Genomic DNA, 21,682 nt, shown 5'->3' with positions numbered 1-21,682 from the left:
GTCCCATCCGCCCGGAAGCCCCATAGTCTTGTACTAGAGACTCAATCGGAACGGATTCAGTAGGGAGATCGATTCCAGTGACCTCAGATGATGTTGCCTTCGAGGGCACGTTCAAAGAGATGTTCCGCCGGCACGCAGCGGGCGTGGCGATCATCACGGTGAACTATGACGGGGTCCCCTACGGTTTCACGGCAACCTCTGTTGCCTCGCTGTCCGCCAAGCCGCCGCGCTTCACCTTCAACATGGCGCGCAGTTCCAGCTCGTGGCCTGCGGTGGCCAACACCGCGTATATCGGCGTGCACATGCTGGGGCTTGAGAACCAGGAGCTGGCCGACCGGTTCGCCCGCACCAAGGAACGTTTCGCCGGCGACCACTGGGCCCACGGGCCGTATGACGTGCCGGTACTCAAGGACGTGTCCGGCTGGCTGATCGGCAAGATCCAGATGCGCCTGTCTTTCGAGAACAACGCCGTCGTCGTGGTCGAAGTGGTGGAAGGGCAGGTTGGCGAGGACGGCTCGCCGCTGCTGTACCACTCCGGAACCTATGGGCAGCCCGTCCCGCTGGACTACGAAATCTAGGACCTGCGGAATCCCGACGACGGCGAACCAGGCGCCGGCGAAACCAGGCGCCGGCGAAACCGGGCGCCGGCGAAACGACGCCTAGGCGTCCAGGCAGGCCGGGCCCAGCAGCACCTTCAGGTCTCCGAACAGCGACGGGTTCGGATTCACCCGCAGGTGCACCGGAAGCGCCATGACCTCGATGCGGCTGTCGCCCTGCAGGTGCACCCGGACCTCGGAGTTGCCACGGTGGTTGCGCAGCACATCCCCCAGTTCCGTGACCACGGCCTCGGTGGCCTTGTGCGTTGGCATGGTGATCACCAGTGGCCCGTTGGTGCCCTGGCTGAGGTCCGGGACGGAGAGCTCCATGCAGTTCAGGGTCACGGCACCGTCGTCCCGGCGCTGCAGCCGGCCCTTGACCACCACGATCAGGTCCTCGGCGAGTACCGAGGCGATCGGCCCGTAGACCTGGCCGAAGAACATGACCTCCATGGAACCGCCGAGGTCCTCGATCTCTGCCCGGGCATAGGCGTTGCCGCTGGCCTTTGCGATCCGGCGGCTCAGCGAGGTGATCATGCCCGCGATGGTGACGATGGCGCCGTCATGCGGCCCGTCCTCCGCGATGATCGAGGTGATGGACTGGTCGGCGTGCTGGCTCAGGACCCCTTCGAGGCCCTGCAGCGGGTGGTCTGAGACGTACAGGCCCAGCATGTCGCGCTCGAACGCAAGCTTGTCCTTCTTCTCCCATTCCGGCAGGTCGGGGATCTCGATGCTGAGCGATGACTCGGACTCGGCCTCGTCGAAGCCGGCAAAGAGATCGAACTGGCCGATGGCCTCGTTGCGTTTGAGGGTAATGACGGAATCGATGGCTTCTTCGTGGACCATGGCCAGCGCGCGGCGGTGGTGGCCCAGCGAGTCAAAGGCTCCGGCCTTGATCAGGGACTCGATGGTGCGCTTGTTGCACACCACGGCAGGCACCTTCATGAGGTAGTCCTTGAAGGAACCGTAGGCGCCTTCTTTTTCGCGGGCGGCCACCATCGCCTCGACGACGTTGACGCCGACGTTGCGGATGGCGCCCATGCCGAAGCGGATGTCCGCCCCGACCGGGGTGAAGTTCAGGGCCGACTCGTTGACGTCCGGCGGCAGCACCGTGATGCCCATGCGGCGGCATTCGTTGAGGTAGATCGCGGACTTGTCCTTGTCGTCGCCCACCGAGGTCAGCAGCGCGGCCATGTACTCCGGCGCGTAGTGCGCCTTCAGGTACGCCGTCCAGTACGAGATCACGCCGTACGCCGCCGAGTGCGCCTTGTTGAAGGCGTAGTCGGAGAAGGGCAACAGGATGTCCCACAGGGTCTTCACGGCCGCCATGGAGTAGCCGTTGTCCTGCATGCCCTGCGAGAAGCCGGCAAACTGCTTGTCCAGTTCGGACTTCTTCTTCTTACCCATGGCCCGGCGGAGAATGTCTGCCTGGCCCAGGGAGTAGCCGGCGAGCTTCTGCGCCACGGCCATAACCTGTTCCTGGTACACGATCAGTCCGAAGGTGCCGCCCAGAATGTCCTCCAGCGGCTCCGCCAGTTCCGGATGGATCGGGATGACGTCCTGGATCTTGTTCTTGCGCAGCGCGTAGTCGGTGTGCGCGTTGGCGCCCATGGGACCCGGTCGGTACAGCGCCAGCACGGCGGAGATGTCTTCGAAGTTGTCGGGCTTCATGAGCTTGAGCAGTGACCGCATAGGGCCGCCGTCGAGCTGGAAAACGCCCAGCGTGTCACCACGGGCCAGCAGGTCATAGGACGGCGCGTCATCCAGCTCCAGCGTTTCCAGATCAAGGTCGATGCCGCGGTTCATTTTGATGTTTTCCAGGGCATCGGAAATGATCGTCAGGTTTCGGAGCCCGAGGAAGTCCATCTTGATCAGGCCGAGGCCTTCGGACGTCGGGTAGTCGAACTGGGTGATGACCTGGCCGTCCTGGAAACGGCGCATAATCGGAATGACGTCGATGATGGGGTCCGAGGACATGATGACACCGGCCGCATGCACGCCCCATTGGCGTTTCAGGCCCTCAATGCCCAGCGCGGTCTCGAAGACCTTGGCGGCCTCGGGGTCCGTGCTGATCAGCTGCCGGAAATCCCCCGCCTCGCTATAGCGCTTGGCATCCTTGTTCTGAATGTCGGCAAGCGGAATATCCTTGGCCATCACGGCAGGCGGCAGGGCCTTGGTCAGCTGTTCGCCCATGCTGAAGGGGTAGCCCAGCACGCGGGAGGAGTCCTTCAGCGCCTGCTTGGTCTTGATGGTGCCGTAGGTGACGATCATCGCCACGCGTTCGTCGCCGTACTTGCGGGTCACGTAGTCGATGACCTCGGAACGGCGCCGGTCATCGAAGTCGACGTCGAAGTCAGGCATGGAGACACGGTCAGGGTTCAGGAACCGTTCGAAGATCAGGCCGTGCCGCAGCGGGTCAAGGTCGGTGATGCGCATGGCGTAGGCCACCATGGAACCTGCACCGGAGCCACGGCCCGGACCCACGCGGATGCCGTTGTTCTTGGCCCAGTTGATGAAGTCGGCCACCACGAGGAAGTAGCCGGGGAACCCCATCGAGGTGATGACGCCAAGCTCGTAGTCGGCCTGTTTGCGGACCTCGTCCGGGATCCCTGCCGGGTAGCGGTACTGGAGTCCCTTGTCGACTTCCTTGACGAGCCAGGACGTTTCGTCCTCACCCTCGGGGCAGGGGAACCGCGGCATGTAGTTGGCGCCGGTGTTGAAGGACACCTCGCAGCGCTCGGCAATCAGCAGCGTGTTGTCGCACGCCTCCGGGTGGTCGCGGAACAGTTCGCGCATTTCCTGCGGCGACTTCAGGTAGTAGCCGCTGCCGGAGAACGCGAAACGCGAACCGCCGTTGTCGTAGGTGGGTTCAAGGAGCGTCGAGCCGGACTGGATGGCCAGCAGGGCCTCGTGCGCCTTGGCGTCGTGCTCGTGGGTGTAGTGCAGGTCGTTGGTGGCAACGAGCGGGAGGTTCAGCTCCTTGGCCAGCCGCAGGAGGTCCCCGGTGACACGGCGTTCGATGTCCAGCCCGTGGTCCATGAGTTCGCAGAAATAGTTCTCCGCGCCGAAGATGTCCCGGAACTCAGCGGCGGCTTCCACTGCTTCGCGGTACTGGCCGAGCCGCAGCCGGGTCTGGACCTCGCCGGAGGGGCAGCCGGTGGTGGCGATGAGCCCTTCGGAGTACGTGTTCAGCAGCTCGCGGTCCAGCCGGGGCCACTTGCCGAAGACCGAATCCAGGGACGCGATCGAGGAGGCACGGAACAGGTTCCGCATGCCCACGTTGTTGTAGCTCAGCAGGGTCATGTGCGTGTAGGAGCCACCGCCGGAAACGTCGTCCTTGCGCTGGCTCTCTTCGCCCCAGCGGACGCGGCCCTTGTCGCCGCGCGCAGTCCCGGGAGTCACATACGCTTCGACGCCGATGATGGGCTTGATGCCCTTGTCGGTGGCCTTCCGCCAGAAGTCGAAGGCACCGAACAGGTAACCGTGGTCAGTGGTCGCCAGGGCTGGCATCCCCAGCCGCTCGGTTTCGTCGAACAGCTCACCTAGCCTGGCGGCGCCGTCCAGCATCGAGTACTCGGTGTGGGTGTGGAGATGTACGAACGAGTCATTGCTGGAAGTCACCGGACCATTCTAGTGCCGACCCCCTGACAATTAATGCCGGCGTGCCGCAGGCTCAGGCCTTGCCCGTGCCCAGGACCTCCAGGGCGTAGGCGAGGTCCTCGGGGTACTCGCTGGCCACGGTGACGCGTTCGCCGGTACGCGGGTGGTCAAAACCCAGTTCACGGGCGTGCAGCCACTGGCGGGTCAGCCCGAGGGTGGCGGCGAGCCGGGGGTCTGCCCCGTAGGTGAGGTCGCCGGCACACGGATGGCGGAGCGCGGCGAAGTGGACCCGGATCTGGTGGGTCCTGCCGGTCTCCAGGTGCACCTCAACCAGCGTGGCCTTGCCGAATGCCTCAAGGACCTCGTAGTGCGTCACCGATGGCCTGCCATCCTCGATCACGGCGAAGCGCCAGTCGTGGCCGGGATGGCGGCCGATCGGGGCGTCGATGGTGCCCTGCAGGGGATCCGGCAGGCCCTGGACCACTGCATGGTAGACCTTGTCCACGGTGCGTTCCTTGAACGCCCGTTTGAGGGCGGTGTAGGCGGGTTCCGTCTTGGCCACCACCATGACTCCGGAGGTGCCGACGTCGAGGCGGTGGACGATGCCGGCGCGCTCGGCGGAGCCGGACGTGGAAATGCGGTAGCCGGCACCGGCGAGTCCGCCGACGACGGTGGGCCCCACCCAGCCGGGCGAGGGATGAGCCGCGACTCCCACCGGCTTGTCGACCACCACAAAGTCGTCGTCATCCAGCAGGATCTTCAGGCCTTCCACAACTTCCTCCACGACTTCAAGGGGATCCCGGCGCTCGGGGACGGTCACGTGCAGCACGGTGCCGGACGCGAGCTTGGCGGACTTCCCCACCGGTTTTCCGCCGCTGACGACGTTGCCTTCGGCTATCAGGGTTGCGGCGGATGAACGGGACATGCCCATCAGCTTGGCCAGGCCGGCGTCCACACGGGCCCCGTCCAGTTCCTCGGGAACCACCACCCGCTCAGACATTGTCGGTCCCGTTCCGCTTTTCGACGCTGTGGTGCGATCCGTCAAGGGCGATCCCGCGCAGCGTCAGCAGGCAGATGATGACCACGGAGGACACGACGGCGGAGTCGGCGATGTTGAAGATCGCAAAGTTGGGCAGCTGGATGAAGTCCACCACGTGCCCCATGCCGAAGGAAGGGTCCCGGAACAGCCGGTCCGTCAGGTTTCCCAGGGCGCCGCCGAACAGCAGCCCCAGCGCCAGCGCCCACCAAGCGGACCCCAGCTTGCGGAGCTGGAACAGGATAGCGGCGGCGACCACCACCATGATGATGGTGAACACCCAGGTCACGTTCTCGCCGATGGAGAAGGCGGCACCGGAGTTGCGGATGTAGTACCAGTGCAGCAGCGGGGGCAGCACCGGGATCCGTTCGCCCTCCACCATGGTGCTGGTGACCCACAGCTTGGTGAGCTGATCGAAGACGTAGGCGAAAACTGCCAGCCCGGCGAACAGGGACAGCAGGACGGCGCGCCGTGGCCGCGGTGATGATGAAGCTGGGTGCGCTGCGTCAGCGGCAAGGTCGTCAGTCATGGTGCTTTCATTCGGGAACCGTCGTTAATGGCAAAAGCCGGTGGCCGAGGAATCCTCAGCCACCGGCCTTCAGAATACGTGCTAAACGGCGGCGCTGCTGCTTTCGCCAACCTCAGGGGCGGCAACGGAACCACGGGCGTCCAGGTCGCGCAGCTGGCCCTCGATGTAGGCCTTCAGGCGTGAGCGGTAGTCGCGTTCGAAGCCGCGGAGCTGCTCCACCTTGCGCTCGAGGACGGAACGCTGCTGCTCCAGTGCACCGAGGATCTTGCGGGACTTCTCCTGCGCGTCGTTGACCAGGCTGCTGGCTTCGATCTGTGCTTCAGCGATGATCTTGTCGCGCTGCTGCTGGCCCTCGGACACGTGGCGGTCGTGCATCTGCTGGGCCATGGCCAGCAGGCCGGCGGCGGACTCGGAGACGTTGCTGCTGGTGGCGGGTGCCTGGGCTGCAACGGGTGCCGCCTGCTCGGCTTCCTTCTTCTTGGCAGCTTCGGCGGCCTTCGCCTCGGCTTCGGCCTTCGCGCGCGCTTCGTCCTTCTCGGACTTGGACGGCGCGGGGACCTTCTCAACGACAGGGGCGACGGCGGAGGTGGCGGCCGGCGATCCGGAGCCGCCTTCGGCGAGCTTCTTGCGAAGTTCTTCGTTCTCCTGGTTCAGGCGCCGCAGTTCAACGACGATCTCGTCCAGGAAGTCGTCAACTTCGTCCTGGTCATAGCCTTCGCGGAACTTGGTCGGCTGAAAGCGCTTGTTGACAACGTCTTCTGGCGTCAAAGCCATCTGGTCACCTCGTTGGTCTAGTTCGTCAGGAGGCCTTCCGGCCGTCAAAACTACGGTACCTAAATTTGGTCTGGTTCCTCTAATTCAACACCGTGGCGTCAAACAAAAGGTCTTCTGCGCCGGGAATCCCTGCGGATCGGCCCCGGCGCGGCAAGCTGATATGAAGTTATGCAAATGACTTGGTGACCGCCATGGCGATGGTCAGGCCGATGAACAGGACCAGAAACCCGAGGTCCAGTGAGACGCCCCCCAGCCGCAGCGGCGGGATGAGGCGCCGCAGGACCTTCAGCGGCGGATCGGTCACCGAGTAGACCGCATGAGCCGCCACCAATGCTACCCCGCGGGGACGCCATTCCCGCGCGAACATCTGAACCCAGTCATAGACAAGGCGGACAATCAAAGCAACGAAGATGAACAGCAGGACGATATAGACGAGCCCGAATAGTATTCCCATGAGCTAACCCATTGTCTCCATGTTCATCGCGGGCACTTCGGTGCCCTGGGATTCCTGCCAGTTTGTGCTGCTCCCCTATTTCAGCACGGATGCCAGGCAGGTGCGTCCCTGCCTGGCATCCGGAGAGCCGTTTTTAGCTTTGGTTGAAGAAACTGGCGGTGGCTTCGCTGGCTTTCTTGTCATCTCCGATGACTTCAACGTACGACGGCGACAGCAGGAAAACCTTGTTGGTCACGCGCTCGATGCTTCCGCGCAGACCGAAGACCAGGCCGGCGGAAAAGTCGACCAGCCGCTTTGCGTCTGCCTCCCCCATGTCCGTCACGTTCATGATGACGGGGATTCCGTCACGGAAGCTTTCGCCAATGAGCTTGGCGTCGTTGTAGGAGCGCGGGTGGATCGTGGTGATCTGCCGCAGTCCGGTGGTCTCTTCGCGGCTTGATGCCGCACGCTTGATGGGTGTCACGGGTGCGCGGTATTCCTCTTCGGCAGCTGGTGGCACTTCACGGGTGACCTCTCGGAGCGGCGCCGGCGCGCGGCGCTCTTCACGGTCATGCTCCATTGAGTTGTCCTCGTCCTTTTGCTGGGTGGAAAGCTCAGACTCGTAGTGTTCATCGCCGTCGGCGAGCCCAAGATAGATCATTGTCTTGCGCAGAGCGCCAGCCATGGTCGACTCCTAATCGTGTCCGGAAGCGGGCCGCCCAAAGGTCAAGACAGCATTGGAATCCCCGCCATTCACTTCCAATATGACAGACGCTACCGCACGGCCGGGCGCGAACCGAGAATATCTGAGCCAATTCGGAGGTGTGTCGCACCGAATCTGACAGCTGACTCCAAGTCCTGGCTCATGCCGGCGGAAATCCCTGTGGCGCCGGGGAAATCCCGCCGCAGGGAACTCGAAATGCCCAGCAGTTTTTCAAAGGCCCGGTCGGGATCCGCCTCCAGCGGCGCCACCGCCATGACACCCGCCAGGCGAAGGCCGTCCGCGGCTTCGAGCTGTTCCGCCAGTTGCGGCACCTCGTCGGGTGCCGCCCCGCCGCGGTGGGCTCCGGCGTCGTCCTCCAGGCTCACCTGGATGAAACAGTCCAGGGCGGCGCGGCCGTTCAGCTCCCGCTGGGCGGCCATGGCCCGCTCCAGGGCCGTCACGAGCTGGGATCGGTCCACCGAGTGAACGGCAGACGCGTACCGGACCACCGTCTTGGACTTCTTGCTCTGGAGCTGGCCCACGAAGTGCCAGGTCAGGTCCAGGGCCTCGAGTTCCTCGGCCTTCGCGGACGCCTCCTGGTCCCGGTTCTCCCCGAAGTCCCTGACGCCAAGCGCTGCCAGCCGGCGGACGTCGTCGGCGGGGTGGAACTTGCTGACCACGATCAGGCGCGGCGGATCCTCTTCGCGGCCGGCCGCCGCGGCGGCACGGCCTATGCGTTGCCGGACTGCGTCCAGGCGCTCCCGCAGCTGTATTGTCCGGGCATCCCCGGCTGCCGGGCTGTCAGTCATGGGTCCACACCAGCCCGGCGAATCTGCCTGATTGTGAGTCGCGGCGGTAGGAAAACAAGGACTCGTTTTCAAGCGTGCAGGGTCCCCGGTATTCGATGCGAACGCCGAGGGCGTCGAGCTGGCTGGCGGCACCGGCGGGCAGGTCGAGCGCCGGCGTGCCCCATGTTGTGGTTGACCGCGTGGAAGGCAGGACGGCGGCGACCTCGTCGCGGAGTTCTGCGGGCACCTCGTAGCAGTTGCCGCAGACGGACGGACCGAGCCAGGCCCGGATATCCGTGGCGCCGGCGGCGCGCATTTCTTCCACCGCCGCCGGAATGACCCCGGAGAACAGGCCTGGGCGGCCGGCATGAACGGCGGCCAGCACGGCGCCGGCTGCCCCGTCGCCCACCAGGACCAGCGGAATGCAGTCCGCCACCATCACCGCAAGCGGCTTTCCGAGGGACACCAGCGCATCCGCCGTCGGCGCCGACGGGGCAGGATCAGCTGCTGCGCCAGATTCAACGACTCCACGGGAATCAACAATTGCACCGGATTCAACAACTGCACCGGATTCAAGAACGAGGGACACATCGTTGCCGTGGATCTGGTTCATGTATTGGAATCTGCGCGGCGCGACGCCGGCGGCGCGCTCCAACCGGTCCCGGCGGCGCCTTACAGCGGCCGCATCGTCACCCACGTGCAGGGCGAGGTTGCCGGCATTCGTGTCGGTGAACGCCACGGACACCCCAGGCTGCACTTCAGCACGCCACAAAAACAATCGGAACTCCGGCTATCAGGATCAGGAAACGGGACAGCGGCCGGGCGGATTGTCCGCCCGGCTGCCACCTACTTCAGGAAATCGGGGACGTCCAGATCGTCAGACCGGCTGCCGGTGAGGTCAGGCTCAACCACCGACGGAAGGTCGACGTCGAAACCCGAGTCAGCGGGGACGGCGGTCGGGCGCTGCTGCCCCCAGTTGCTGAGGCCTGCGGCGCCGACGCCGGCGTGCACGGGCTGGACATGGACCTGCTGGCTGCCAGCGTGCGGCTGGCTCTGCGGGGCGGCTGCCGGCACGGCGGGGCGCTGCGGTGCAGCCTGAGGCTGCGACTGGTCCATGGAGGGCGAGGTGGCCTTGACGTCGTCGAAGCCGGCCGCGATGACGGTGACGCGGGCTTCGTCGCCCAGGGCGTCGTCGATGACCGCACCGAAGATGATGTTGGCCTCGGGGTGGGCCACTTCCTGCACCAGGCGCGCGGCTTCATTGATCTCGAACAGGCCAAGATCGGAGCCGCCCTGGATGGACAGCAGGACACCGTGGGCGCCGTCGATGCTGGCTTCCAGCAGCGGGGAGGCGATGGCGAGCTCGGCTGCCTTGACCGCGCGGTCCTCGCCGCGGGCGGAGCCGATGCCCATCAGTGCCGAGCCTGCGCCCTGCATGACGGACTTCACGTCGGCAAAGTCGAGGTTGATCAGGCCCGGCGTGGTGATAAGGTCCGTGATGCCCTGGACACCGGACAGCAGGACCTGGTCAGCGGAGCGGAAGGCGTCCAGGACGGAGACGTTGCGGTCGCTGATGGACAGCAGGCGGTCGTTGGGGATCACGATCAGGGTGTCCACCTCGTCGCGGAGGGCGTCGATGCCCGCCTCGGCGGAGCCTGCGCGGCGCCGTCCTTCGAAGGTGAACGGACGCGTGACAACACCGATGGTCAGGGCGCCAAGGGAGCGCGCAATGCGGGCAACGACCGGCGCGCCACCGGTTCCGGTGCCACCGCCTTCACCCGCGGTCACGAAGACCATGTCGGCACCGCGAAGGACTTCCTCGATCTCGTCAGCGTGGTCCTCGGCAGCCTGCTTGCCGACCTCCGGGTTGGCACCGGCACCCAGCCCGCGCGTCAGTTCGCGTCCGACGTCGAGCTTAACGTCGGCATCACTCATCAGCAGCGCCTGGGCATCGGTATTAATAGCTATGAATTCGACACCGCGGAGACCCACCTCGATCATGCGGTTGACTGCGTTCACGCCACCGCCGCCGATGCCGACGACCTTGATGACGGCCAAGTAATTCTGCGGAGCTGCCACGTTACGTGTCCCTTGTTAGTGTCCTATTGCGAAATCTGATGGAGTCGAGCTTGAAGCCCTGAACCTTAACCCTCCAGTTGAAGGTTATAGTTATGTCAAGTAACTCACGTCTGTGACGCTATTTCCTATGCTGGCTACATTCAATAACCGCCACCGCGTGTCGTCCTAATCCCCGTGAAATAGAGCGGCTCACCGCGTCACCGGATGACGCGGCACGCTCACGTCGTAGGTGTTGACCGGGTTCGCCGGATCGGCGGGCACCTTGAGCAGCGCCTCCAGCACCCGCGCCTTGAGTTCCTTCTCCCCCGCGTTGCCCCAGACGACGGTCTGGCCGTCGAGCAGCTTAAGTTCCACCGCGTCCACGGACTTGGCGGAGGCGTTGGAGAGCTTGGCCAGCACATTCGCCGGAAGCGCGCCGAGGACCTCGGCCGTCGCCTGGAACAGGTCCTTGCCGATGGTGCCTGCGCCGCCGTCAATCACCGGCAGCTTCACGGAGGTGGGGTCTGCGGTGGTGCCGAGCCGCACACCGTCGACGTCAACGAGCAAGTACTCGTTGCCGCGTTTCACGAGAGCGACAGGCACGCGTTCCTGGACCCGCACCACGAGGACGGACGGCGGGTGCGCCTGTGTGGTGACCGATTTGATCTGGACGAGCGGTTTGAGCAGCGAGGCGACCTCGGAGTCGCTGACCTGCGGCAACGGCGTGCCCAGAAGCGGTTTAAGTGCCGCCTGCACCTGGGCAGGCTTGAGGAGCTTCGTGCCGGTGACGCTCACGCTGTGCACAGCCAGCACCGGTGAGTAGATGGCCGCGGCGATCAGCCCGGCCACCAGGGCAGCCGTGACACACACCGCCACGATGATGTTGCGCCTGATGCGTCGGCCCCGGGGTTCGGGAAAGGCCAGCACATTGTCCGGACCGGTTTTGTCCGGCGCTGATTTGTCCGTCCCTGCTTTGTCCGGGCCTGCGGCAGCGGTCGCAGGGGCGCCCGGCTTCCTGGCAGTGGCTCCCGGCTTGGCAGCTTCCTGGCGCCTCAGCCGGGGCCAGGGCGCTTTGGCCGGCTTGTCCTGGGCTGCTCCCTTGGGCGTGCTGCCCTGCCGGCTGCTGCCTGGCGCCGTCACCTCCGGGACGCCCTTGGAGGCGGTGATCACGGCCGGTTTGCCGCCGTCGGCCCTTGCGCCGGCATTCCGGGCAGCGCCGGCATTCCGGGCAGCGCCGGCAGCGTCCGTGACCCGGCCCGCGCCAGCGTCCGTGACCCGGCCCGCGCCAGCGTCCGTGTCCCGGCCCGCACCCGCGTCCCGGCCTGCAGGCTTGGCCGGACGGTAGGTGGGGCGGCGGCTGCTAGCCACCGAGGGACTCCACGATGAGCGGCCCGTACGCGGTGACGTCCCCCGCGCCTGCGGTGAGGATGATGTCCCCCGGCTGTGCGGCGGCGGCCAGGGCGGCGACGGCTTCGCCGCCCGATCCGGCCAGGCTGCCGCCGGAACCGAGGTGCTCGGTGATGAGCGCGCTGGTGACGCCAGGGATGGGATCCTCGCGGGCCGGGTAGATCTCGAGCACGAGGGCAGTGTCCGCTGCATTGAGCGCGTCGGCGAACTCTGCGGCAAACTCCCGGGTCCGGGAGAACAGGTGCGGCTGGAAGAGGACGTGCACCTTGTGGTCGCCGGCCACGGACCGGGCCGCCGCCAGTGCGGCCCGCACCTCCGTGGGATGGTGGGCGTAGTCGTCGTAAACCCGCACGCCCCTGCCCTCCCCCTTGTACTCGAACCGCCTGGACGCGCCCGAGAAGCCGGCCAGGGCAGAGGCAGCGGCCTGGGCGTCCACGCCGAGTTCGAGCGCTACCGCCATCGCAGCGGCAGCATTGAGGGCGTTGTGCCGTCCGGGGACCTGCAGTGCCAGCGGGAACCGGCCGCCCGCCGTCGTGATGGCCACCCTGCCGGGTCCGCCGTCGTCGAGACGGAGGTCGGCGGCCTCTGAGGTGCCGTACAGGACAACGCGGGCATTGCCCCGCTCGCGGGTGCGCAGCGCCAGCGCGTGTGCGCCGGCGTCGTCGGCGCAGGCCACCAGCACGCCATCCGCGGGCAGCAGTTCCGTGAACCGGTCGAAGGATTCGTACACGGCTTCGGCAGTGCCGTAGTGGTCGAGGTGGTCCGGTTCCACGTTGGTGACGACGGCGATCTGCGGCCGGTAGTTCAGGAACGAACCATCGGATTCATCCGCCTCGGCGACGAACACCTTGGAACTGCCGTTCGCCGCGTTGACGCCGAGCGCCGGTACGTTGGCGCCGATCGCGAACGACGGGTCCAGGCCAGCGCCCTGCAGCAGCACGGTGATCATGGAGGTGGTGGTGGACTTCCCGTGGGTGCCGGCTACTGTCACCACCAGGTCATCGCCCATGGTGGCGGCGAGGGCTTCGGAGCGGTGCAGCACCGGCAGGCCGGCGGCGCGTGCGGCCTCGATTTCGGGGTTGTCGGCGCGGATCGCCGAGCCGGCCACGACGGTCTGGGCGTCGCCCAGGTTGGCGGCCCCGTAGCCGACGCAGATCCGGGCTCCGGCCGCGGCGAGCTCCGCCATGACCGGAAGGTCCTTCGCATCCGTTCCGCTGACGGGGATTCCGCGCGCCACCATGATCCTGGCGACGGCCGACATGCCCACGCCCCCGATTCCGATGAAGTGCACGCGGCCCAGGGCGTCCTGGCTGGGTGTTGCGTTGGTGGTCATTTGGATACCGCTTCCAGTACGAGGTCGGCCATGAGCTGATCGGCATTTCGGATGCCAAGGTTCTCCGCGTTAGCCGCCATGGCGTCCAGGCGTGAACGGTCGGTCAGCAGCGGGATGAGGCTCGTGCGGACCCATTCGGGGGTGAAGTCCCGGTCGGCCACCAGCAGGGCGCCGCCCGCATCCACGAGTCCGCGGGCGTTCAGCGCCTGCTCACCGTTGCCGATCGGCAGTGGCACGAAGACGGCGGGCACACCGACGGCGGCCACCTCGCTCACGGTGGCCGCGCCGGAACGGGCGAGCAGCAGGTCGGCCGCGGCGTAGACGGTTTCCATGCCGTCCACGTACTCAAGCTGACGGTAGCCGGCGGCGCTCAGCGCGTTGCCGGCTGAGTCCTCGACGGACTTGCCGCGGCCGGTGATGTGGATGGTCTGGACTCCGGCCCGGGACAGCGCCTCGAGTGATGCCGCCACGGTGCGGTTGATGCTCTGCGCCCCGGACGAGCCTCCAGTGACGATGAGCACCGGCTTTTCAGGCTGCAGGTCCAGGCTGCGCAGGGCGCCGTTTCGCGCCGTTGCCCTGACCATGGCCGAGACTTCGCGGCGCATGGGCATGCCCACGTGGCGGGCGTTGCGCAGCGGGGTGCCGGCGAAGGCCACAGCCACGTGCCGGCTCAGCCGCGCCCCGACCCGGTTGGCCAGGCCCGGCCTGGTGTTGGCTTCGTGGATGACGATGGGGATCTTCCGCCGCCAGGCGGCGAGGTACATGGGGGTGCAGACGTAGCCGCCCACGCCCACAAGGACGTCCGCACCGGCGTCGTCGAGGATGCGCCCGGCCTGCCGCACCGCGCCGGCGAGGCGTCCCGGGAGGCGGAGCAGGTCTGCGGACGGCTTCCGCGGGAACGGGACACGGTCGATGGTGGCCAGTTCCAGCCCGGCGGCCGGGACCAGCCTGGTTTCCATGCCGGCGGCCGTTCCCACGGCGAGCAGCCTGGCGTCGGGGCGGGCATCGCGGATGGCGGCGGCGATGGCCAGCAGCGGGTTGATATGGCCTGCTGTTCCGCCGCCGGCGAGGACCACGGACAATGACTCGGTTTTCATCAGGTGCTGGTTACGCTTTCGTACGGGATTTCTTGCGCCCGGGCAGCCGCCACGGGCCGAGCAGTTTACGGGGCCGGATGTTGGGCGCCATCTGTTCGCGGGCCAGTGACAACACTACGCCGATCGCGCAGAGCGACATCAGCAGCGCCGAGCCGCCGTAGGAGATGAACGGCAGCGGAACGCCGATCACCGGCATCAGGCCGGTGACCACGGCCATGTTGACCGTCGCCTGGCCGAGCAGCCACACCATGATGGTGCCGGCAAGGACCCGGTGGAACAGGTCCTCCTGGGCCACCACCACGCGGTAGATGGCGGCACCCAGGATGGCGAAAAGAACCAGTACGACGACGGTCCCCACCAGTCCGAGTTCCTCACCGATGATGGCGAAGATGAAGTCGTTGTGGGCTTCGGGAATCCAGCTGTATTTCTGCCGGCTCTGCCCGAGGCCGACGCCGAACCAGCCGCCCGATGCCAGTCCGTAGAGGCCGTTGGTCGACTGGTAGTTGGCGTCGATGCCGTCGCCGCAGCTCTGGCCGGTCCACCACGAGGTGATGCGGCAGACCCGGTTGGAGCTGGTCATGGCCATGACCGCTATGACGGCTCCGAGGCCCACGGCCGCGAACCCAAACAGGTAAAGGCGCACGCCGGCGAAGAACAGGGCGGCGGCGGTGATGAGCATGATGAGCATGCCGGTGCCGAGGTCGTTTCCGATCAGGACGAGTCCGATGATCCCGCCGGCTATGGGCACCACGGGGACCACGGCGTGTCCCCACTGGTGCAGCAGTGTCGCCTTCTTGGCCAGCACGGTGGCCATCCACAGGGCCAGCGCCAGCTTGGCCGCCTCGGACGGCTGCAGGGTGAAGAACCCGCCGATGTCGATCCAGTTCTTGTTGCCGTTGACGCTGGTGCCAATGACCAGCACGAGCCCCAGCAGGGCATAGGCAATGATAATGCCCGGCCACGCGAGTCTTTTCAGCCACACGACGTTGATCCGGGACAGCATGAACATGCCGAAGATGCCGATTCCGGCGAACAGTCCCTGTTTCAGTGCCGCGGTGTAGGGCGACTCGCCCGCCGCGATGGCCTCCACGCTGGACGCCGAGAGCACCATCATGATGCCGATGGCGGTCAGCGCCAGCGTGGTGCCGAGGATGAGGTAGTAAGTGGAGCCGTTGCGCGACTTGCCGTTTCCCTCGAGGGCGGACCAGAAGCGCCGGTACCACCGGCGCAGCCGGCCGCTCGTGGGAATCCTGGACGCGGGGGTGGTCGGTACAGCCCCACGGGGGGTCGCCCCCGCCCGCTGCCGGGCGGCCGCGGGACGTGTGGGTGTGCTGACCATTCTTACTCCTTGCCGGTCCGGGCTTCCCCTTCCACGAGCTCGCGGACCGCTGCAATGAAGGCGTCGCCACGGTGAGCATAGGAAGAGAACTGATCCATGGATGCAGCAGCCGGGGCCATCAGCACAGTGTCACCAGAGGCGGCCAGCTGTGCCGCCGATGCGACGGCCCGTGCCATCACAGCCTCCCCGGTTTCGGCTGAATCCGGTGCGGCGTCATGTCCGGTTCCGGCTGACTGCACAATTTCAGTGTGGCCTGCCGCCTGCCGGATGACGGGGACATCCGGTGCGTGTCGCTGCAGGGACTCTTCCAGTGATGCTGTGTCCTTGCCGATCAGCACCACGGCCTTCAGGCGGCGCGCATGGTCGCGGACCAGGTCGTCGTAGCTGACGCCCTTGGACAGGCCCCCGGCAATCCACACCACCGGTTCGAAGGCGGCCAGGGAGGCGGAGGCGGCGTGCGGGTTCGTGGCTTTGGAGTCGTTGATCCAGAGGACGCCGTGTTGTTTGGCGACCGGCTGGATCCGGTGGCTTCCGGGGATGTAGGCCTGCAGCCCTTCGCGCACGTGCTCTGGGCTGACGCCGTAGGCCCGCACCAGGCCCGCCGCGGCCAGGGCGTTGGCCACCATGTGGCGGGGGGCCACCGGGCCGAGGTCGGTCATGGACGCCAGTTCGACGGCGCTGTCCTTCCGTTCGGCGATGAAGGCCCGGTCGACGAGCAGGCCCTCCACGACGCCGAGCATGCTGATGGCCGGCGTGAGGGTGGTGAAGGCTACGGCGCGGCAGCCCTCCACCACGTCCGCGTGTTCCACCATGCGTTCGGTTTCGATCTGCTCGTCGTTGTAGATGCAGGCCTTCTGGGTGTTTTCGTAGATCTTGGCTTTGTCGGCGAGATAGGACTCGTAGGAGCCGTGCCAGTCAACGTGGTCCTCGGCAACGTTAAGGCACACGCTGGCCACCGCCGACACGGAGTCGGACCAGTGCAGCTGGAAGCTGGAGAGCTCCACGGCGAAGACGTCGTACTCCACCGGGTCACGCAGGGCATCGAGGATCGGCGTGCCGACGTTGCCCACCGCGATCGCCTTCAGCCCGGCGGCCCGCAGCATGGACTCGGTCAGGCCGACCGTCGTCGTTTTGCCATTCGTGCCGGTGATGGTGAGCCAGTCGGCCGTCTTGCGGCCCTCGCGGACGCGCAGGCGCCAGGCGAGTTCCACGTCGCCCCAGACCGGGATGTGGGCGCGGGCGGCAGCTGCGAGCAGGGCCTGGTCCGGGCGCCAGCCGGGCGAGGTGACCACGAGTTCCGGTTTCAGGCCATCGATCTTTGGCAGCGTGCGGACGGCTTCCTCCCCGAGGAGCACGTCGGCCGCTCCGACGATCCGCAGCGTGTCCGCCTTGGACTGGGCTGTTTCCGTGGTGGCGCCGTCAACCACCACCACGCGGGCACCAAGCTCGATCAGCGTGTCCGCGGCGGCGAAGCCCGAGACGCCGATCCCGGTGACCACGACGCGCAGCCCCGCCCAGTCGGAGTCCCAGCTGACCAGGTCTTTGAGCCGGACCGGACCGGTTGCGGCATGACCGGTTGCCTCGGTGTGGGGTTCGGAACTGTTCACAGCAGGACCACCCATTCTGCGTAGAAGATGCCAAGACCCGCGGCGACGAACAGGCCAGCCAGGATCCAGAACCGGACCACCACGGTCACTTCCGCCCAGCCCTTGAGTTCGAAGTGGTGCTGCAGTGGCGCCATCTTGAAGAAGCGCTTGCCCTTGGTCACCTTGAAGTAGCCCACCTGGATGATGACGGAGAGCGTGATGAGGACGAACAGGCCGCCGATGAAGGCAAGCAGCAGTTCGGTGCGGGAGAGGATGGCCAACCCTGCGATGGCGCCGCCGATCGCCAGGGAGCCGGTGTCGCCCATGAAGATTTTAGCCGGTGAGGTGTTCCACCACAGGAAGCCCACCAGTGCGGCGCTCATGATGGCGGCGAGAAGCGCGAGGTCCAGGGGATCCCGGACGGAATAGCAGCCGCTGCCTGCCTCGCGGGGCGACCCGCAGGCCTGGTTGCTCTGCCAGATGCCCATGAGCGTGTAGGCGCCGAAGACCATGATCGCGGCGCCGGCGGCCAGCCCGTCCAGGCCGTCCGTGAGGTTGACGCCATTAGTGGCGGCCGTCACGATCAGGTTTGACCAGACCACGAAGAGAATCGCACCGAGCACGGTGCCGCCGAACGCGAGGTCCAGCCACGGGATGTCCCGGACCAGCGAGATCTTGGTGGACGCCGGCGTGAGACCGTCAGCGTCCGGGAAGTAGAGCGCCATCACGGCGAAGATGATGCCCACCGCCGCCTGGAGGATCAGCTTGGCCTTGGCGTTCAGGCCAAGGCTGCGCTGCCGTGAAATCTTGATGAAGTCGTCGAGGAAGCCCACCAGGCCCATTCCCACCATGAGGAACAGCAGGAGGAGCGCCGAGGCCGACGGCCCGGGCGAGCGGGGGTTCATGAGCCACATGATGAGGTGGGTCAGGCCGTAGCTCAGCAGGACGGCGCCCACCACCACGGTGCCGCCCATGGTGGGCGTGCCGCGTTTGGTGTGGTGTGAGGTCGGTCCGTCATCGCGGATGAACTGGCCGTAGCTCTTGTGGACCAGCAGGCGGATGAACAGCGGCGTGCCCACCAGTGCCAGCAGCAGGGCCAGGCCAGCGCCGATCAGAAGTGCAATCACAGCAGCTCGCTCCCTTCGTTGGCAGTTGTGGGGGTGGCATGTGGGGGTAATGCTATCCGATCACCCAAATGGCGCAGTCCCACGCTGTTGGAGGACTTGAAGAGCACCAGGTCGCCGGGTTCCAGCTGTTCCTGGAGCAGTTCGTAGGCTTCGTCAACGGTCTCTGCGAACTGGCACTCATCCCCCCAGGAGCCTTCCTGCACGGCTGAAACGTACAGCGAACGCGCTTCCCGGCCCACCACCAGGAGGCGGGAGATGTTCAGCCGCACCACCTGGGTGCCGACGGCGGTGTGCTCGCGGATGGAATCCTCGCCGAGTTCCAGCATGGCGCCGAGTACGGCCCAGGTGCGGCGGCCGCGGCCCAGGTCGGCCAGAGTGCGCAGGGCAGCCCGCATGGATTCCGGGTTGGCGTTGTATGCGTCGTTGATGACAGTGACGCCGTCGGGCCGTTCGGTCCGCTCCATGCGCCAGCGGCTGGCCGCGGACTGGGAGCTCAGCGAGGCGCCGATCCGGTCGCCCGGAATGCCGGCCGCGTGCGCGGCAGCTGCGGCGGCGAGCAGGTTCGCCACGTGGTGTTCGCCAATGAGTTTGCTGGTGACCCTGACGGTGGGCTCCCCCGGCACTTCGAGGTCGAACTCCGGGTTGCCTGAGGCGTTGGTGTCCAGGTTTGCGGCCCGGACGGCAGGAGCGTCCGGGTCGGCATCGCGGGAGGAGAAGCCCAGAACACCCGCCCGGGTCCGCGCGGCCATGGGAGCGACCCGGAAGTCGTCAAGGTTCAGCACGGCAGTGCCCTCCGCGGGCAGCGCCTCGGCGAGTTCGCCCTTGGCGGCAGCGATGTTGTCCACGCCGCCGAATTCCCCTGCGTGGGCTGTTCCCACGCCCAGCACTACGCCGATCTCGGGCCGGACCATGTCGGCCAGGTAGCGGATGTGTCCAATGCCGGTGGCGCCCATCTCGATGACCAGGAACCGGGTGTCAAAGCCCGCCTGGAAGACGGTGAGGGGCACGCCGACCTCGCCGTTGTACGAACCCTGGGGCGCAACGGTCGGCGCTTCCGCCGACAGGATGCCTGCCAGCAGGTCCTTGGTGGTGGTTTTACCGGCAGAACCGGTGATGCCGATGACCGTCAGTTGCTCGCCGGCCGCCTCGCGGTGGCGCCGGATCCGCCGGATGGCCTCCGCCGCCAGTGCGCCCATGGCCAGCACCGCATCATCGACGACAACCGACGGATAGTTCCGGCCGGCGTCGTCCTTGATTTCGCGTTCGGTGAGGGCCAGCACCGCGCCGCGGTCAAAGGCCGCCGCCACAAAGCTGTGCCCGTCTGCGCTCTCGCCCGGTTTGGCGACATAGAGGGAGCCGGCAACGGCCTCCCGCGAGTCGGTCACCACGGATCCCGGGGTGACGTCGGGGTCGGCAAGCAGCCGGCCGTTGGTGATTTCGGCGATTTCCGCCGCAGTTAGTTCAATCATGTCGGTCTAGGACTCTATCCCGTCGTTTTGGAATACGGTGAATCCTCGTGCCGTCAAGGCGTTCCGTAGTTCCACCCTGTCGTCGAGGGCAAGGTTCACGCCCTTGACCTCCTGCCACACTTCATGCCCGCGTCCCGCAATCAGGATGGTGTCCTCCGGAGCCGCCAGGTTGACGGCTTCACGGATGGCAGCATCACGCGGGAAGACTTCCATGATCCTGCAGTCCAGCTGCTCGGCTTCCTTGGCATCCGTGGCACCTACCAGCACCTCGGCGCGGATCGCGGCGGCGTCCTCGTCGTGGGGGTCGTCATCGCTGACAATCACGACATCGGCAAGCCGCGCGGCGGTGGCACCCATGGCAGGGCGCTTGCCCTGGTCGCGCTGGCCGGTGGCACCGAAAACCACGATCACCCTGGACGCGGGCTCCGGGGACCGGACGGCTTCCAGGGCACGTGCCAGCGCATCCGTGTTGTGCGCGAAGTCGACCACGGCAGCCGGCCGGGCGGAGACCAGCTGCATGCGGCCGGGCACCGCCACGGTGAAGGGATCTTTGGCATCGAGTGCTGCCTGCACTTCGGCGGGATCTGCACCACCGGCGAGCACCATGGCCAGGGCCAGCGCCGCATTGGAGACGTTGAAGGCCCCGGGCAAGCCCGTGTGGACCCGGAGTTCCGTACCGTCCCGGCCGCGGAGGGTGAATTCCGTGCCGAGGCCGCGGGGCGACGTATGCGTGACCGTCCAGTCCGCGGCTGCCGGTTCGGTCGCCGGCGATTCGGCCACGGGCCCGCTGCCGGGCGGGAGGGTGGCGAGGGTAGTGACCGGAAGCTCTGTCTGGGCGGCAAGCCGCCGTCCCCATTCGTCGTCGACCGTCACGACGGCGGCACGGGCACGATCGGCGGTGAAGAGCTCCGCCTTGGTCTGGAAGTACTCCTCCATGGTGCCGTGCAGGTCCAGATGGTCCTGGGTGAGGTTGGTGAAACCGACGACGTCGAAGACCACGCCGTCCACGCGGCGGAAGGACACCGCGTGCGAAGAGACTTCCATGGATGCGGCGTCGAGACCGCGTTCCCGCATGAGGGCCAGCAGGGCGTGGACATCGGTGGATTCGGGCGTGGTCAGGAGGCTGGGGATCGGGTCCCCGCCGGCCAGGATCTCGATGGTGCCGATGAGTCCGGTCTTCTTGCCCATCGCCTGCAGCAGGGCGTTGATGAAGTACGTGGTGGTGGTTTTGCCGTTGGTTCCCGTCACGCCGAACATCGAGGGGCCGGGGAGGTCAGCGTCCTGGCTCCGGTAGATCAGCCGGGACAGGCGCCCCACCACACCGCGGGGCTCCGCCACCACCAGCACAGGCACGGCGATGTCGGATCCGAGGGCAAGGAGTTTCCCGCCGGCGTCGTCCGTCAGCACCGCCACCGCACCGGACTCGATTGCCGTCCTCGTGAAGTCCGCACCGTGCCGGGCCGCCCCGGGCAGGGCAACGTACAGGTCCCCGGGTTCCACGGCCCGGGAGTCGAGCGAGATGCCGGTGACCTGAACGGATTCGGAGGCCCCGGGCACCGCAACGCCCACTGACTGGCCGATGACACCCAGTTCGACGGCGGCGACGGCGGTGGGCCGGAAGCCGCTCTTGGATGCCGGCCCCTCCGGGGCGTCGGCAGTGCCGGGGTCATGGTGCTGTGACAACTGAATCTCCGTTGGTGCTAGTGGACCAACGGACACGACAGAACTGTTTGTTCAGGTGTACCGCGGCCTTTCTTGGCGGGCGTTACTTGGCGTACTGGGCTCTTTGGCGTACTGGGGCTATTTG

18 protein-coding genes are annotated in these 21,682 nt (G+C 66.6%); 1 reads left to right on the top strand and 17 read right to left on the bottom strand.

What is annotated here, in order from left to right; all coding sequences use genetic code 11:
- The first annotated feature begins 119 nt into the window (after window positions 1-119).
- Entirely contained in the window at window positions 120-578 is a 459-nt protein-coding gene (locus ACFQ50_RS14000; protein ID WP_306926770.1) for a flavin reductase family protein, read from the top strand.
- Between the two features lie 81 nt (window positions 579-659).
- On the opposite strand, the gene dnaE is transcribed toward ACFQ50_RS14000, so the two are convergent.
- The 17 genes from dnaE to ACFQ50_RS13915 all read right to left on the bottom strand — a co-directional run bounded on the left by dnaE (window position 660) and on the right by ACFQ50_RS13915 (window position 21,558).
- A complete protein-coding gene (dnaE, locus tag ACFQ50_RS13995; protein WP_377996144.1) occupies window positions 660-4,217 on the bottom strand; it encodes a DNA polymerase III subunit alpha in 3,558 nt (1,185 codons plus the stop codon).
- 52 nt (window positions 4,218-4,269) lie between these two features.
- Complete coding sequence (locus ACFQ50_RS13990; RefSeq protein ID WP_377996143.1) at window positions 4,270-5,196, bottom strand: RluA family pseudouridine synthase; 927 nt, start codon at window positions 5,194-5,196, stop codon at window positions 4,270-4,272.
- On the bottom strand, window positions 5,189-5,761 hold the full coding sequence (gene lspA / locus ACFQ50_RS13985) for a signal peptidase II (RefSeq protein ID WP_377996142.1): 573 nt from the start codon (window positions 5,759-5,761) through the stop codon (window positions 5,189-5,191). Before lspA ends, ACFQ50_RS13990 begins: the two co-directional genes overlap by 8 nt.
- Before the next feature lie 81 nt (window positions 5,762-5,842).
- Entirely contained in the window at window positions 5,843-6,535 is a 693-nt protein-coding gene (locus ACFQ50_RS13980) for a DivIVA domain-containing protein (protein ID WP_377996141.1), read from the bottom strand.
- 166 nt (window positions 6,536-6,701) lie between these two features.
- Complete coding sequence (locus ACFQ50_RS13975) at window positions 6,702-6,989, bottom strand: YggT family protein (protein ID WP_377996140.1); 288 nt, start codon at window positions 6,987-6,989, stop codon at window positions 6,702-6,704.
- Between the two features lie 133 nt (window positions 6,990-7,122).
- Window positions 7,123-7,653 carry a cell division protein SepF gene (locus ACFQ50_RS13970; protein WP_306922314.1) on the bottom strand — a complete coding sequence of 177 codons (531 nt, stop codon included), beginning with the start codon at window positions 7,651-7,653 and terminating at the stop codon, window positions 7,123-7,125.
- An 89-nt stretch (window positions 7,654-7,742) separates the two neighbouring features.
- Window positions 7,743-8,480 carry a YggS family pyridoxal phosphate-dependent enzyme gene (locus ACFQ50_RS13965; RefSeq protein ID WP_377996139.1) on the bottom strand — a complete coding sequence of 246 codons (738 nt, stop codon included), beginning with the start codon at window positions 8,478-8,480 and terminating at the stop codon, window positions 7,743-7,745.
- Complete coding sequence (locus tag ACFQ50_RS13960; protein ID WP_377996138.1) at window positions 8,473-9,237, bottom strand: laccase domain-containing protein; 765 nt, start codon at window positions 9,235-9,237, stop codon at window positions 8,473-8,475. The genes ACFQ50_RS13965 and ACFQ50_RS13960 overlap by 8 nt, the downstream gene beginning before the upstream one ends.
- Window positions 9,238-9,305: 68 nt before the next feature.
- Window positions 9,306-10,538, bottom strand: a complete 1,233-nt coding sequence (ftsZ, locus tag ACFQ50_RS13955; RefSeq protein ID WP_377996137.1) for a cell division protein FtsZ — start codon at window positions 10,536-10,538, stop codon at window positions 9,306-9,308.
- A 189-nt stretch (window positions 10,539-10,727) separates the two neighbouring features.
- Complete coding sequence (locus ACFQ50_RS13950; protein ID WP_377996136.1) at window positions 10,728-11,885, bottom strand: cell division protein FtsQ/DivIB; 1,158 nt, start codon at window positions 11,883-11,885, stop codon at window positions 10,728-10,730.
- Entirely contained in the window at window positions 11,878-13,257 is a 1,380-nt protein-coding gene (gene murC / locus ACFQ50_RS13945) for a UDP-N-acetylmuramate--L-alanine ligase (protein ID WP_377996135.1), read from the bottom strand. The genes ACFQ50_RS13950 and murC overlap by 8 nt, the downstream gene beginning before the upstream one ends.
- On the bottom strand, window positions 13,254-14,354 hold the full coding sequence (gene murG / locus ACFQ50_RS13940; protein ID WP_377996134.1) for an undecaprenyldiphospho-muramoylpentapeptide beta-N-acetylglucosaminyltransferase: 1,101 nt from the start codon (window positions 14,352-14,354) through the stop codon (window positions 13,254-13,256). The genes murC and murG overlap by 4 nt, the downstream gene beginning before the upstream one ends.
- Before the next feature lie 10 nt (window positions 14,355-14,364).
- Window positions 14,365-15,693 carry a putative lipid II flippase FtsW gene (gene ftsW / locus ACFQ50_RS13935; RefSeq protein ID WP_377996133.1) on the bottom strand — a complete coding sequence of 443 codons (1,329 nt, stop codon included), beginning with the start codon at window positions 15,691-15,693 and terminating at the stop codon, window positions 14,365-14,367.
- 2 nt (window positions 15,694-15,695) lie between these two features.
- Complete coding sequence (murD, locus tag ACFQ50_RS13930) at window positions 15,696-17,315, bottom strand: UDP-N-acetylmuramoyl-L-alanine--D-glutamate ligase (RefSeq protein WP_377996132.1); 1,620 nt, start codon at window positions 17,313-17,315, stop codon at window positions 15,696-15,698.
- A complete protein-coding gene (gene mraY / locus ACFQ50_RS13925; RefSeq protein ID WP_377996131.1) occupies window positions 17,297-18,406 on the bottom strand; it encodes a phospho-N-acetylmuramoyl-pentapeptide-transferase in 1,110 nt (369 codons plus the stop codon). The genes murD and mraY overlap by 19 nt, the downstream gene beginning before the upstream one ends.
- Window positions 18,403-19,875 (bottom strand): UDP-N-acetylmuramoyl-tripeptide--D-alanyl-D-alanine ligase, encoded by a 1,473-nt coding sequence (gene murF, locus ACFQ50_RS13920; RefSeq protein WP_377996130.1) that lies wholly within the window; start codon window positions 19,873-19,875, stop codon window positions 18,403-18,405. The genes mraY and murF overlap by 4 nt, the downstream gene beginning before the upstream one ends.
- A gap of 6 nt (window positions 19,876-19,881) precedes the next feature.
- Window positions 19,882-21,558 (bottom strand): UDP-N-acetylmuramoyl-L-alanyl-D-glutamate--2,6-diaminopimelate ligase, encoded by a 1,677-nt coding sequence (locus ACFQ50_RS13915; protein WP_377996129.1) that lies wholly within the window; start codon window positions 21,556-21,558, stop codon window positions 19,882-19,884.
- Window positions 21,559-21,682: the final 124 nt, after the last annotated feature.

The organism is Arthrobacter sp. NPDC056493 (assembly GCF_042795115.1).
GTDB lineage: Bacteria > Actinomycetota > Actinomycetes > Actinomycetales > Micrococcaceae > Arthrobacter.
The sequence above is the reverse complement of the archived record's forward strand: the minus strand, read 5'-3'. Positions and strand labels throughout refer to the sequence as shown.